Annotated in this window: 11 protein-coding genes and 1 pseudogene; 8 read left to right on the top strand and 4 right to left on the bottom strand. The window is 71.9% G+C overall.

Translation table 11 applies throughout. From position 1 onward, the window contains the following. Window positions 1–242: 242 nt before the first annotated feature. The gene (locus ABGB16_RS20870) at window positions 243–1,631 is read left to right on the top strand and encodes a transposase (RefSeq protein WP_347669769.1); all 1,389 of its coding nucleotides are present in this window, start codon (window positions 243–245) and stop codon (window positions 1,629–1,631) included. Between the two features lie 48 nt (window positions 1,632–1,679). After that, the gene (locus ABGB16_RS20865) at window positions 1,680–2,087 is read left to right on the top strand and encodes a hypothetical protein (protein ID WP_347669768.1); all 408 of its coding nucleotides are present in this window, start codon (window positions 1,680–1,682) and stop codon (window positions 2,085–2,087) included. Between the two features lie 376 nt (window positions 2,088–2,463). Here the strand turns inward: ABGB16_RS20865 and ABGB16_RS20860 are convergent. The 3 genes and pseudogenes from ABGB16_RS20860 to ABGB16_RS20850 all read right to left on the bottom strand — a co-directional run. Then, window positions 2,464–3,191 (bottom strand): annotated as a pseudogene (locus ABGB16_RS20860) (transposase); the annotation flags it as partial. 101 nt (window positions 3,192–3,292) lie between these two features. Then, window positions 3,293–4,120 carry a DUF72 domain-containing protein gene (locus tag ABGB16_RS20855; RefSeq protein WP_347669771.1) on the bottom strand — a complete coding sequence of 276 codons (828 nt, stop codon included), beginning with the start codon at window positions 4,118–4,120 and terminating at the stop codon, window positions 3,293–3,295. Window positions 4,121–4,611: 491 nt separating this feature from the next. Next, window positions 4,612–5,697, bottom strand: coding sequence for a zinc-dependent alcohol dehydrogenase family protein (locus ABGB16_RS20850; RefSeq protein ID WP_347669767.1), 1,086 nt, complete (start codon window positions 5,695–5,697; stop codon window positions 4,612–4,614). A gap of 708 nt (window positions 5,698–6,405) precedes the next feature. Between ABGB16_RS20850 and ABGB16_RS20845 the strand changes: the two genes are divergently transcribed. The 3 genes from ABGB16_RS20845 to ABGB16_RS20835 all read left to right on the top strand — a co-directional run bounded on the left by ABGB16_RS20845 (window position 6,406) and on the right by ABGB16_RS20835 (window position 10,559). Then, window positions 6,406–7,440 carry a PHB depolymerase family esterase gene (locus ABGB16_RS20845; protein WP_347669766.1) on the top strand — a complete coding sequence of 345 codons (1,035 nt, stop codon included), beginning with the start codon at window positions 6,406–6,408 and terminating at the stop codon, window positions 7,438–7,440. Window positions 7,441–7,619: 179 nt separating this feature from the next. Continuing rightward, a complete protein-coding gene (locus ABGB16_RS20840; RefSeq protein WP_347669765.1) occupies window positions 7,620–8,873 on the top strand; it encodes a family 16 glycosylhydrolase in 1,254 nt (417 codons plus the stop codon). 165 nt (window positions 8,874–9,038) lie between these two features. Further along, window positions 9,039–10,559, top strand: coding sequence for a hypothetical protein (locus ABGB16_RS20835; RefSeq protein WP_347669764.1), 1,521 nt, complete (start codon window positions 9,039–9,041; stop codon window positions 10,557–10,559). A gap of 51 nt (window positions 10,560–10,610) precedes the next feature. On the opposite strand, the gene ABGB16_RS20830 is transcribed toward ABGB16_RS20835, so the two are convergent. Then, complete coding sequence (locus ABGB16_RS20830; RefSeq protein ID WP_347669763.1) at window positions 10,611–10,925, bottom strand: hypothetical protein; 315 nt, start codon at window positions 10,923–10,925, stop codon at window positions 10,611–10,613. A 97-nt stretch (window positions 10,926–11,022) separates the two neighbouring features. On the opposite strand from ABGB16_RS20830, the gene ABGB16_RS20825 reads away from it, so the two are divergent. The 3 genes from ABGB16_RS20825 (at window position 11,023) to ABGB16_RS20815 (ending at window position 13,345) form a co-directional block, all read left to right on the top strand. Next, window positions 11,023–11,502 carry a hypothetical protein gene (locus tag ABGB16_RS20825; RefSeq protein WP_347669762.1) on the top strand — a complete coding sequence of 160 codons (480 nt, stop codon included), beginning with the start codon at window positions 11,023–11,025 and terminating at the stop codon, window positions 11,500–11,502. Window positions 11,503–11,573: 71 nt separating this feature from the next. After that, window positions 11,574–11,951 (top strand): nuclear transport factor 2 family protein, encoded by a 378-nt coding sequence (locus ABGB16_RS20820; RefSeq protein WP_347669761.1) that lies wholly within the window; start codon window positions 11,574–11,576, stop codon window positions 11,949–11,951. Between the two features lie 185 nt (window positions 11,952–12,136). Next, complete coding sequence (locus tag ABGB16_RS20815) at window positions 12,137–13,345, top strand: peptidase M23 (protein ID WP_347669760.1); 1,209 nt, start codon at window positions 12,137–12,139, stop codon at window positions 13,343–13,345. The last annotated feature ends 28 nt before the right edge of the window (window positions 13,346–13,373 follow it).

The raw sequence follows: 13,373 nt of genomic DNA, 5'->3' as shown, positions 1-13,373 counted from the left end.
CTGCTCATCACGGCCTTCGGTTGTGAGTCATGTTCTTCTTTGGCGAGACGACATGATCACCGAAGGCCGTCTTCGTGTCCACCCACGACAGCGCGAAACATCAGGCCAGAGAGCCGAAGGTTAAAAAACAAGCTAGTGCTGTGTCCACAAACGTTTGCCGGGTTCGCCGGCGGTGAAAAATGTCGTACCGGTGGTGTTGGGTGCTGGTTGTGCCTCGTCGTCGGGATCCGGATGCGCCCCGGGTGGTGCATCGCACCGCTCGTGTCGCGCTGCGGGTGACGGCGGGGCAGCGGCGGCGGTGTTTCGGGCTGCTGCGTTCGGCCGGTGACGTGTGGGCGTGCGTGGTGGAGATCAACGCGTGGCGACGTCGCCGTCAACACCCGCCGCTGGCGGGTTATCAGGAGTTGTGCCGCGAGTTGTCAGCCTCCGGGCCGGGCACGTTCGCCGAGTTGGACTCGACCGGGGCGCGGTCGGTGTTGCGGCGGTTCTCCGACGCGTGGTTCGCGGCGGCGAAACGCCGCAAGGCGGGAGACGCGTCGGCGCGGTTCCCGCGCCGGCGGCGGGGGTTGGTGCCGGTGCGCTGGTACCACGGCACGTTCACCCTCGACGACCGGCGGCTGCGCATCCCCACCGCGAAGGGCACCCCGGCGTTGTGGGTGCGCCTGGCCCGGGAAGTGCCGTATCCGGTGGAGCAGGTCCGCTCGATCACCCTGCTGTGCGAGGCCGGCCAACTGTTCCTCGACGTCACCGCCGAAGTCCCGATCACGGTGTACCCGGCGGGTGAGGGGCCAGACCCGGGCCGGGTGGCGGGCGTGGACGTCGGTGTCATCCACCCGTACGCCGTTGCCGGCCCCGGCGGCGCGGCGCTGTTGGTGTCAGGGCGGGCGATCCGCGCCGAGCACCGCATGCACCTGGCCGACACCAAAGCCCGCCACCGTGCCGTCGCCCACCGGGCACCGAAACCCGGCCAGCGCGGGTCACGGCGGTGGCGCCAATACCGCGCCCGGGCACGCCGGGTGGAGGGCAGGCACCGGCGGCGGGTGCGCCAAGCCCAACACGAAGCCGCCCGCACCGTCGTCACCTGGGCCGTCGACCAACGGATCGGCGTACTGCACGTCGGCGACCCCCGCGGCGTCCTCAACCTACCAGCCGGACGGCGGCACAACCTGCGGCTGCGGCAGTGGCAGATCGGCCGACTGTTGCAGATCCTGACCGACAAGGCCACCCTCGCCGGCATCACCGTCCACCTCGTCGACGAGCGTGGCACCTCCTCCACCTGCCCCACCTGCCGCCGGCGTGTGCCGAAGCCGCGTGGGCGGACCCTGACCTGCCCGCACTGCCAGTTCTCCGGCCACCGCGACCTCATCGCCGCGGCCAGCATCGCCACCCGCACCCCGGGCGGCGGACCCACCACCCCCACAACCGTGGTGCTACCCGGGGTGGTCACGCACCGTCGAGCCGGCCGGCACCTCCCCGGCACCAGCCGGTCCCGACGTGACCCCCGCCGCCCACCCCAGCGCGGCGCGAGGATCAAGATGGCCCGCTGTGGCCCGCCCCACCAACCGGTGGGGAGTCGCTCGCCCAACAAGCGAGGATCCACAACAACCCACCGGGAATCCGGTGAACGTTAGTGGACACAGCACTAGGGATTCGGTGAGAATGCGAGGTTCGGCATCGCGGTGCCGCTCGTCGCCGATGTAACCGCCTGGTTGCCGGGCGTGTACGGCGCGCAGGGATGCCTGGCGCGAGGCTGCTGCGGCAAAGGCGTAGTCGATGGCCTGTTGGCTGCGGCTGGAGCCGTCGACGCCGACGACAACAGGGCCGGTGCGATCGGTGGCGCCTTTGACGACGAGGACGGGGCAGGCGGCATGGGTGGTGGTCTGGACTGCGACGGACCCGACGAGCAGGCCAGTGAAGCCGCCGAGGCCGCGGTCGCCGACGACGATCATGGCGGCGGCGCGGGACTCGGCGGTGAGCACCTGAGCGGGAGTGCCGGTAACGACGGCGCGGGTGACGTCGATGCCAGGCTCTGCTGTCGTCGCGGTGTCAGCGGCTTGGTCGGCGATGTGTTGGGCCTGGTTGCTTAGGCCGGCCTCGGGCGGCCCGGTGTCGGGGCGGCCGAGGGGCACGTGGAACAGGGGCCAGATGAAGGCGTGCACGATGCGCAGGGGCCGGTGTCCCCGGGCGGCTTCCCGGGCAGCGTAGCGTACGGCGCGGAGTGCATTGTCAGAGCCGTCCGCGCCGACCACGACCGCTGCCTGGGTGCTAGTCATGGTCTCAAACACGCTCCGCCGGACCTGGCATCACTGCGCCGACATCCACCGGCGCGACAGCCACACCCTGCACGTTGCACACCCCCGCTGACCAACTCGCGACGGACTGGCGGTGGTCACCAGCCTGTGACGCCATGATGCCGCTGGCAGCGGCGACGACGGCGCCGCTCGGCAGAAGGTCCTTCGATCGGGAGCGCCCCGCTGCTTTTGGGCGTGTCAGCCGTAGTTGGGTGAGGAACAGTTGGGCGGCTGCGGCGAGGGTGACGTGGCGGTGCCAGCCGATCCAGGATCGTCCTTCGAAGTGGTCCAGTCCGAGGGCGGTTTTGAGTTCGCGGTAGTCGTGCTCGACTCGCCAGCGGCTCTTGGTCAGGCGTACCAGCTCGGTCAAGGGCGTGTCGGCGGGTAGGTCGGACAGCCAGTAGTCGCTGGGTTCGTCCTGGCCGGGAGGCCACTGCACGAGCAGCCAGCAGTCGGGCAGGACACCGTCGTCGCCGCGGTGGGGTCCGTGGCGTATCACCCGGCCGGCGGGACGCACCCGCAGGGCGAAGAAGTGCCTGGACAGTTCACCGGCGGGCCGGGCGGGGTGCGGTCGGGTGTGGGTAGCCGGGCACGCCAGCGCACCAGGTGTGCCGCGTCGGCGCCGTGGGCGAGGGCGAGGTCCTTCAGGCTGCGGGCCGGCTGCGGGTACTTCGGTGTGGGGTACTTGCCGACGCCGGCGTAGGGGACCTCGACGGGTTGGGCGTCGCCGGGTTGAGCGGTGGTGGACGACGTGGTCGCCACGATGTAGGGGATGCCGCGTTCGGTCAGGCCCTGACGGAACTCGGCGACCTGGCCGTAGCCGGCATCGGCGGTCAGCAGCGGAGGACGCAGGCCCCAGCCTGCCAGTTCGTCGAGCATTTCCAGGGCCATCAGCCACTTCGAATGCCCTCTTCGTCGGGCGGCGCTTGCCCGCGCGCCCTGGAACGGTTGGTGTCCTACCTTCCGTGTTGTCCGGCGGATTCCCGGACAGGCGACGAGGGTCAGAAGAGGGTCAGGGGCTCGGCCGGGATCGGCTCGGGCAGCGGCTCGACTCCGGGTACGCGGGCCCGTACCTCGTCGTGGAAGCGGCGGGCGAGCACCGGCGCGTCGGCGTTGTCCGGGGTATGGATGAACACGGTCGGCGAGCGTCCCTCGCGCAGCCACCCGGCGACGACGTCGACCCAGTGCTGCCAGCCCCCGACGGTCAGCGCGGTGTCGTCGCGGCCGAGGTAGCGGACGAGCGGCCGGTCGGTCAGCGCGACGGATCGCCGGGGCAGGCGTGGCTTCTTGATCCAGGCGTCGCGTTCCGCGTCGCTGGTCGGCGGGGTCCGGAAGAACGCGGTGGTGTCGAACGGCACCCACTCGGCGGCCACGGCGGAGAGCACGCCCTCCAGGAGTCGCGCCGAGCGGGGGTCGTCGAAGAACGCGGGATGGCGGACCTCCACGGCGTACCGGTGGGACTCCGGCAGCCGGCGCAGGAAGCGGGCCAGCGTGGGCACGTCGGAGGGGGCGAACGATCCCGGCAGTTGGATCCACAGGGCGTGGGCCCGCGGGCCGAGGGGCTCGATCGCGTCCAGGAAGACGCGCAGCGGCTCGTCGACGTCGGTGAGGCGACGCTCGTGCGTGACGGGCTTCGGCAGCTTGATCACGAACCGGAAGTCGGGGTCGGTCTGCTGCGCCCACGACGCCACGGTTTCCCTGGGCGGAGTGGCGTAGAAGGTGGTGTTGCCCTCGACGGCGTTGCACCAGCCGGCGTAGTGCCGCAGGCGCTCGTGAGCGGGGAGCGGGTGCGCCAGAAGACGGCCCTGCCAGGACTTGTGCGCCCACATCGGGCATCCCACATGAAGACGCATGACTCCGACCTCTCCACGAACGAGCCGCGCCTGGGGCGGCAGCGTGACGGAGTTCGACCCCCTGGTCGTCGACTGCACCGAATAGTACGGGCGCCCGCCCGACCCGGGGACGCTGGCTCTCCGGAGCCGGTCGGGAGCGGAAACAAAGCCAGGCGAAGGAATGTCGTTGACCCTGACCAGCCGATATCACCCGAACCGGGGGGTGTCCCGGGAAAACCGCCGCGCTGACTGCACCGTCCGGCTCGACCGGCCGGATCGAGCTGCATAGCATTCCCGGAACGGTGGGCCACGCGAGCGCGACAGCGGGCTAGGCCGCGTTTCAAAGGTGGGTGCGCTGGTGGGTGCGGCTGTGGTGTGTCGTTGATCGGTAAGTGAAGAGGTCTCCGGTAGGTAGTTCATCGACCAAGAAGAACTTCAGACCGGAGACCTCGTGGCCACTGCACGTCGCAGCTAGGGCGGAGAGAACGTCAACGGCTGAGGACGACCTTGAGCGCGCCGGTTTCGCTGGCCCGCGCGAAGACGTCGTAGGCCTGCATGAACTCGCCGAGCGCGAAGCGGTGGGTGATGAGCCGGGCCGAGTCGATCTGGTTCGTGGAGACCAGCTTGAGCAGCGTAGGGGTCGAGTACGTGTCGACCAGGCCGGTCGTGATCGTGATGTCCCTGTTCCAGAGTTCTTCCAGGTGCAGTGTCGCCGGCTTGCCGTGCACGCCGATGTTGGCCAGCCGTCCACCGGGACGTACCAGGCGGGTACACAGCTCGAACGTCTCGGGGATCCCGACCGCCTCGATGGCGACGTCTGCGCCGAGCCCGTCCGTGAGCCGCATCAGCTCAGCGACCGGGTCCTCGCCGCTGCTGTTGACCACCACGTCCACGCCGAACTGCTTGGCCGCCTCGAGCCGTTCGGAGGCGCGATCGATTGCGACCACATGGCTCGGCGTGAAGAGCTTCGCACCGATAATCGCGGCCAGTCCGATCGGGCCGGCCCCGACGACCGCAACGGTGTCAGCCGGACGGACGGCACCGTTGAGCGCGCCGACCTCGTACCCGGTCGGGAGGATGTCCGCGAGCATGAGGGCCTGTTCGTCGCTGACCCCGGCCGGCAGGTGATAGGTCGAGTTGTCGGCGAACGGCACCCGTACGTACTCGGCCTGGGTTCCGTCGACGCGGTGGCCAAGGATCCAACCACCCCCACCCACGCACTGCCCGTAGCGGCTGCCACGGCAGAACCGGCAGCGGCCACAGGCGGTGATGCAGGACACGAGGATCCGGTCACCCACGCTCACGTTCTTCACACCGGCGCCGACCTCGACCACGGTGCCGACGGCCTCGTGGCCCAGGACCCGCCCCTCCGTGACCGTCGGCACGTCCCCCTTGAGGATGTGCATATCGGTGCCACAGATGGTTGACGCGTCCACCCGGACGATGGCATCGGTGTCCTGCTGAATTGTCGGGTCCGGGACTTCGTCCCAGCTCTTGCGGCCCGAACCGTGATAAACCAGCGCTCGCATCTCCAGTCGCCTCCTGGCACTTGTCTTCCTGGTACCGCGCTCCAACCTCAACCGATCACAGAGCCACAGATCCCGCCTCTGGTCGGGACCGGCATGTCGTTTGCCTGGGCATCCGACGACATTTGCCGGGTATCACCCGGTTCGAGAGGCCCCGCGCTTGCTGACCTGCATGCCGCCGAGGATCGCCGCGCCGGGCTTTCCCCCACGGATCCTCTCCAAACTGTGGCACTCTTCAGCGTCACTTCCCGGCCGAACTTGCCCCGTTGAAGCAGCCGGCCGGCCCGGAGCGGGAGCTGTCCCGAGGTGTGCACCACGAGGCAGGGATGGCAGCATCGGGATCCGCGGTCCAGGACACGCGGACCGGCACGTATGGCGCGGGGCGGGCGGGGCTCGGCGTCAACCGCAGCCCTGTGCGGACAGGCTCCGCTCGGATGAATTCAGGAATCCGCCGGTGGCGCCTGCCCGGTGAGCGGGCCGTCGGCGATTTTCGTGGGTTGCCACCACCGATACCCGAGAAGGCGCGAGCCTGTACAACACTGTACGGAACATCTCCAGCTGACGACCGACACCGACGGGCGCCGAGCCCGGCTCGGCCGCCCGCCGGTGTCGCGCGGCGCCCGCGCCGGTCGGGGTGGTTGTCGCCGCCACGCCGGCCGGGCCGTAGGTGTCGATTCCACGGATATCTGCTGTGGTCTATGTCACGGTAGCGTCGTCGCGCGTCGGCGCGGTCGCCGACGTGGACGGGAGGATGCCATGCGGGCACTGTCGAGAGCCGTCGCCGCCGTCGCGGTGGCGCTGGCGGTGGTCGTGTCGTCGGGCGCCGCGGCCCACGCCGCCGGCACGCCGTACACGAAGACGCCGGTCTCCGGATCGCTCGGCACGTACAACGTGTCCAGCGTCTACGTCGCCGGGGTCTCCTCCGGCGGCTACATGGCGACCCAGCTCCAGGTCGCCTACTCCGCGCGCGTCCGGGGTGCCGCGGTCTTCGCCGCCGGGCCGTACTACTGCGCGCAGAACACCGTCAGCCAGGCGCTGTACGCCTGCGGCGACAACATCTACCCGACGTACGTGTCGAACCTGGAGGCATACACCCGCACCTGGGCGTCGTACGGCTGGATCGACGGCGTCGGGAACCTGTCCGGCCAGCCCGTGTACGTCTACCACGGCAACAGCGACACCGTCGTGAAGAAGTCGGTCACCGACGACCTGGTCAGCTACTACCAGCGCTTCGGCGCCAGCGTCCGGTACGACAGCGCCGGCTCCGCCGGCCACGCCTGGGTCACGCCGTACGGCACGGCCGGCTGCACCGCGACCGCGTCGCCGTTCCTCAACGACTGCGGCACCGACCCGCAGGGGGCGTTCCTGGGCAAGCTGCTCGGCAGCGTGCGGGCGCCCAACACCGGCCCGCTCGGCGGCACGCTGATCAGGTTCAGCCAGAACACGTTCGCGGTGAACGGCTTCGCCAACGGCCTGAGCATGGACGCCAGCGGCTTCGCGTACGTGCCGTCGGCCTGCGCCGCCGGGCAGTCGTGCCGGCTGCTGGTCGCGCTGCACGGCTGCGCCCAGGGGTACGCGAGGGTCGGCACGGCCTTCGTCGACCGGGCCAACCTCAACCAGTACGCCGACACCAACAACCTGATCGTCCTCTACCCGCAGGCCATCTCGTCCGGTGTGAACCCGAACGGGTGCTGGGACTGGTGGGGCTACCTCGGTGCGACCAACTACCCGATCAAGGGTGGCGCGCAGGTGGAGACGATCATGAACATGGTCCGGCGGCTGGACGGCTGACCCGCCCGGTCCCGGGTCGGGGCGCCGGCGGTTCGGCCGCCGGCGCCCCGACGTGCATGGGGTGAACTGGTAACAGTCTTGACAGATTCCCGTAATATCGACACACTTCGCTAAGAGAGCGCTCTCTGCGTCGATGGCCGGCCCCGGCGCCGCCCCCACCCCTCGCGCAAGGAGACCCGATGAACGGAACAAGACCCCTCCGCCGTGCGCTCGCCCTGGCCGCGATCACGCTGGTCACCCTCACCGTCGCCCTGGTCGGGCCCGGGCGGGCCGACCCGGCCCAGGCGGCGATCGGCGGCATCACCTGGCAGGACGAGTTCAACGCGCCCGCCGGCACGCCCGTGGACCAGGGCAGGTGGCGGTTCGACATCGGCGGCCACGGCTGGGGCAACAACGAGTTGCAGTACTACACCAACAGCACGAGCAACGCCGTGCACGACGGCCAGGGCAACCTGGTCATCACGGCGCGCCGGGAGAACCCGAACAACTACCAGTGCCACTACGGCCGGTGCGAGTACACCTCGGCGCGGCTGTTGACGGCCGCGACGTTCACCCAGGCGTACGGTCGCTTCGAGGCCCGCATCAAGATCCCCCGCGGGCAGGGCATCTGGCCGGCGTTCTGGATGCTCGGCAACGACATCGGCAGCGTCGGCTGGCCCAACTCGGGTGAGATCGACATCATGGAGAACATCGGCCGCGAGCCGAACACCGTCCACGGCACCATCCACGGCCCGGGCTACTCCGGCGCGGGCGGCATCGGCGGCAGCCGTACGATCGGCGCCCCGCTCGCGGACGGCTTCCACACCTACCGGGTGGACTGGGAGCCGAACTCGATCATCTGGTTCCTCGACGGCGTCGAGTACTTCCGGGTGGATCCGGGCCGGCTCGGCGGCAACCGGTGGGTGTTCGACCACCCGTTCTTCATGATCCTCAACGTGGCCGTCGGCGGCTACTGGCCCGGCTACCCCGACGCCACCACCCAGTTCCCGCAGCAGATGCTGGTCGACTACGTCCGGGTCTCCGGCTACACCTCCGGCGGCGATCCCGGCACCACGACCCGGCTGCGGGGAGCGCACAGCGGCCGTTGCATCGACATCCCCGGCGCGAACCCCGTGGACGGCGCGAAGCTGCAGATCTGGGACTGCAACACCACCGCCGCGCAGGCGTGGACGTTCGCCTCCGACGGCACGATCCGGGCGATGGGCAAGTGCATGGATCCGGCCTGGGCCGGTACCGCCAACGGCACGGAGGTCAACCTCGTCACCTGCAACGGCAACCCGGCGCAGCGCTTCACCCTCAACGCCGCGGGTGACCTGGTGAACCTCAACGCCAACCGGTGCGTCGACGTGCGGGACTGGGTTGCCACCAACGGCGGCAAGCTGCAGTTGTGGGACTGCACGGGCGGCGCGAACCAGAAGTGGTCCCGCTACTGACCACCGTCGCGCGAGACCGGGGCCGGCTCTCCGTCGAGGGCCGGCCCCGCCGTGCTGTCGCGTCGCGGTGGGTGCCCCGGACTCACGGCCAGGTGTTGGCGTGGGCGTCGAAGAGTTCCGCCCGCGCCCCAGGCGTCCGCCCTGCCGCCACCGTCGCTCCGTGGCATGTCGGAGGGGTCTCCTATCGTCCCCGCGTCCCGCGAGGTGCTGCTGCGGCCCGACAAGGCCCTGGTGCGCGGCCAGCTCACCTGGCTGGACCGGCTGGCCCGCCGGCACCCGGACCGGGCCGACGAGCTCGCCGAGGAGGTCGCCGCGCTGTTCGGCTCGCCGTGGAACGGCGAGCCGCTGGAGCGCATCCTCGACGGGCTGGTCCGGCTCGCGGCGAGCGACGGTCCGCGGGTGCGCGACGCGCTCGGCGCGGTCGTCGACCGCCGGCACTGGTCCTGGCACGGCGAGCACCACTACGACCCGTGCTGCCTGTGCGGCGACGTGGTCGACCTGGTCGCGGCCACCGTCGGGATGCAGAACCCGGCGCGACGCGGCCGGTGGAGCGCGCTGCTCGCCGCCGTCCGGCGCACCGCCCGCCCGGCGGCGGAACCGGCGCTGGCCACCACCGACCCCCGGGTGCCGGCACCGCACCGGCTGCTGCGGGCTCGGCTCGCCGAGATCGGCCACCACCTCGGCGTCCCGGGCCGTCCCGGCCTGCTCGCCGCGCCCACCTCGGCCGACGGCGGGCTCGACCCGCTCGCGCTGGTGGAGCGGCTCGCCGCGCTCGGCGACACGGCGCCCTGGCACTGGGACCTCAGCCAGGCGCTGCTGCGCCTGCCCGCCGACGCGGACGAGGCGGTGGCCGGCAAGGCCGAGGCGCTCGGTACGCCGGCCGGCGACCGCCTGGCCGCCTGGCTGCGCGCCGGCGGGTTCCCGCAGCCGGTCGCCCGGGTGACGACCGTCGAACGCCGGGCCCGCCGGAGCGGGTACGACTGGGAGTACGACAGCCTGCCGGCGCAGCGCGTCGTGGTGGAACTGCGGCCGCCCGCCGGGTACGACGACCGGCACGGCCTGTTGACCGTCGAACCGGCGCCGATCGGGGTCGGATACTCCGGCTGGGCGCGGCTGTGGCCGTCGGTGCTGCCCGGCCACCCGGGCGTGGTGGCCGCGTACGCGCTGCCGGGGGTGGCCGCCACCGCCGACATGGACCAGCGTGACGGCGCGGCGGTGCTGCCCCTGCTCGCCGAGTCCGCCGGCCCCGGCGGGCCGGCCCTCGACCTCGCGCTCGCCTACGGTCTCGGCGCCCGCCACGGTCACGACCGCGTCGCCGCGCTCGACGCCCTGCTCGGGCTCGCCGCGGCCGGCCGGCTCGACGCCGCCGGCGTGGGCGGGCACCTGGGCCGGCTGGTGGCCGGGCAGTCGGTGAAGCTGTCCCGGGCGATCGAGCCGCTGCGGGACGCGGCTGCGGCCGGCGCGCCGCTGAGCGTGTGGCGGTTGCTGGCCGCTGCGCTGCCGCCGATGCTCGCCGCCGGCACGCCACCGCGGGGTCTGCCGGACCTGTTGACCCTGGCCACGGAGACGGCGACGAGCACGGGCGTCCGGTTGGACGTGGCGGGGCTGGCCGAGGCGGCCGGGCGGGGCGGGACGGGCCGGGTGGTGACGGAGGCGCGCCGCCTGCACCGGGTGCTCGCCGGCTGACCGTCGTGCCCCGCTGACCGCGCCCCGCTGACCGCGCCCGGCCGGTCGCGGTCAGCGGGTCCGGTCGACCAGTTCCTGGACGGCCGCCTGGTACTGCGGATCCGTGTGGTACGGCCAGTGGCGCTCGACCGGCGGCGGCACCGTGTCCGCCGGGTCGATGGTGACGGCGCGGGGGTCGCGGAGCCGTACGTCGACCGAAGCGGCCGCCGGCGCGCCGCGCGACGACCACTCGGCCGGGTCGTGGCCGAAGACGGGGCCGCCGATCGGGTCGGTGTGCCGGCCAGAGGTTGCGCCACCGCCAGTCGAGCCGTTCGCCCAGGTCGCACAGCGTCGGTTGGCCGAGGTAGGCGGGGTAGAGGCGGGCATAGACGCGGTGCAGCGGGCAGCCGTGGGTCAGCAGCGCCACCCTGGGCAGGACGGCCCGCGGCAGTTGCAGGACGGTGGCCGCGGCCAGGACCGAGCCGTGGCTGTGCCCGGAGATGACCACCGGCCCGTGCGCGGCGAGGGCGGACACCCGCTTGGCCAGCTCGGGTACGGCGCGGGCGGCGTAGCAGGGCGGCGCGAACGGATGGACGGTGCGCGGCCAGAAGGTGCCCAGGTCCCACAGGACCGCGACGACGCGTCGGGTCTCGGCCGACCGGTACGCCCGGAAGCCGAGGATCATCAGGCCGATGACGAGCAGGCTGATGAGCCAGATCCCGATGTCGGTGGCGTACGCGGCGAGCAGCGCCGCCCCGTCGCGCTGGCCACTGAGCCTGGCGGCGATCTGGGTGGGGCCGATGCCGATCAGGTCGAGTCCGATGGTGGCCAGGCCCAGCGAGGAGACCAGGAAGAACGCGACCAGCCCGGCACGCGGGGGCGGGCCTGGCGCCGCTGCGGATCACCGCACCGGGCCGTGTCCGGTGCGGTGACGTTGCCGGCCCGGCCGGGTCTTGCCGGGTGAACCGGCGCGATGTGACAGCGCCGGAGACGGCGACGCGACAGACTGGGTGCGGCGCGTGATCAGGAGGCGGGATGCCGGACAGCGAACTCGAGGCCGAACTGCTCGTCGCCGAGCGTCACCTGCAGGCCGCGCAGCGGGCCGGGGACGTGGCGGCGCTCGACCGCCTGCTCGACGACCACCTGATCGCGATCGGCCCCGACGGTGCCCGGTACACCAAGCAGGACGACCTGGACGCCTACCGTAGCGGGACGTCGGTCGTCGACAGCCTCGCCGAGGAGGACCTGGCGCTGGTCGCCGAGGGGACGACCGGGGCGACGTTCCTGCTGGCTGAGGTGAAGGGAACGTTCGGCGGCTCGTCGTTCGCGGCGAGGCTGCGGTACACGCGCACGTGGGTCCACGACGGCGAGCGCGGCTGGCGCGTCCTCGCGGCGCACATCAGCCCGGCCTGACCGGGTTCTGGCGGGGAGCGGCCCCCGCCTCTGCCGGCGCCTGCCACCACCGCGACTGGTGATCCGCCGTGGCGGCGGAGAGGGCATCGTCCGGCCTGCCTGGTAGCGCATGGACAAACGTCGACGTTACGGATACTGTGCTGCGTCACCTGTTATGGATAATCATCTATCCCTTGGAGGTGGCTGTGTCCAAGAGTCATTCCCGCGGACGGGCCTGCGTCGTGGCGCTGGCCGCGGCGTTCGTCCTGGCCGTTCCCGCCACCGCCGTCGCGGCGCCGAGCGGGGCCCCCGCCCCGGCGCCGTCCGCCGGTGGCGTCACGGCGGCGGTGACCGCCAAGCTGCTCGACCAGGCGGCGAACGCCGCCGACACGCGGCTGCGGGCCGCCGAGGCGGACGACACCCGCGTCACGATCAGCCGGCGGGACGGCCAGCAGTGGGCCTTCGGTACGGCCGTCATCCTCGCCCCGCACGAGGAGGGGATGTACCCGGCCGGCTGGGTGTTCGTCGCCCACCGCGAGCGTGCCGGCTGGCGGGTCGGCTTCGACGGCGAGGGGGCCTTCGCCGGTCTCGCCGAGGCCGCCCCGTCCACCGTGGTGTCACAGCAGGAGCGGGGCGTCTTCACCACGCCCAGCCCGATGTACGCGAACGGCGACTACCGCACCGGCATGCGGCTGCCGTACGGCGTGGGCCAGTCGTGGTACTTCAGCGGCGGCCCGCACGGCTGGGCGGGCAGCGACTCGCCGTGGAGCTCCATCGACCTCGCCGGCGGCGACCAGCGGGTGCTGGCCGCGCGCGGCGGCACGGCCTACACGATGTGCCGGGGCTGGATCCGGGTCATCCACGACCGCGGCTACGCCACCGACTACTACCACCTGTGGAACAACATCAACGTCAACGGAGCCGGCGTCGGTGAGGGCGCCTACCTCGGCGACACCGGTACCGACGTCACCTGCGGCGGCGCGGCCAACGGCCGGCACGTGCACTTCGCCCTGCGGCAGAACAACGTGTACGTGCCGATGCGCGGCCACAACCTCGGCAAGTGGGTCATCATGCCGGGCAGCGGCACCTACCAGGGGTACGCGCTGCACGGCTCCACGTGGGTCAACGTCGGCGGGGCGCTGTACAACTACGGCGCGCTCGGGCTGAACCAGGGCGTCATCGACTCCAACGGCGGCGGATCCGTCAACCGGCGCACCGGCCCCGGCACGGGCTACGCGATCGCCGGCTCGGTCGCCGACGGCGCCACCGTGACGGTCGCCTGCTCGGCCAACGGCACCACGCACAGCGGACGGTGGGGCACCACCTCGCTGTGGAACAGGCTGACCGACGGCAGTTGGGTCACCGACGCCTACATGTGGACCGGCAGCTCGGGCCCGATCAACGGCTGGTGCTGAGCACCGTCGCACCCGGACCGGCCGGCGC

The organism is Micromonospora sp. B11E3, assembly GCF_039871625.1.
GTDB lineage: Bacteria > Actinomycetota > Actinomycetes > Mycobacteriales > Micromonosporaceae > Micromonospora.
The sequence above is the reverse complement of the archived record's forward strand: the minus strand, read 5'-3'. Positions and strand labels throughout refer to the sequence as shown.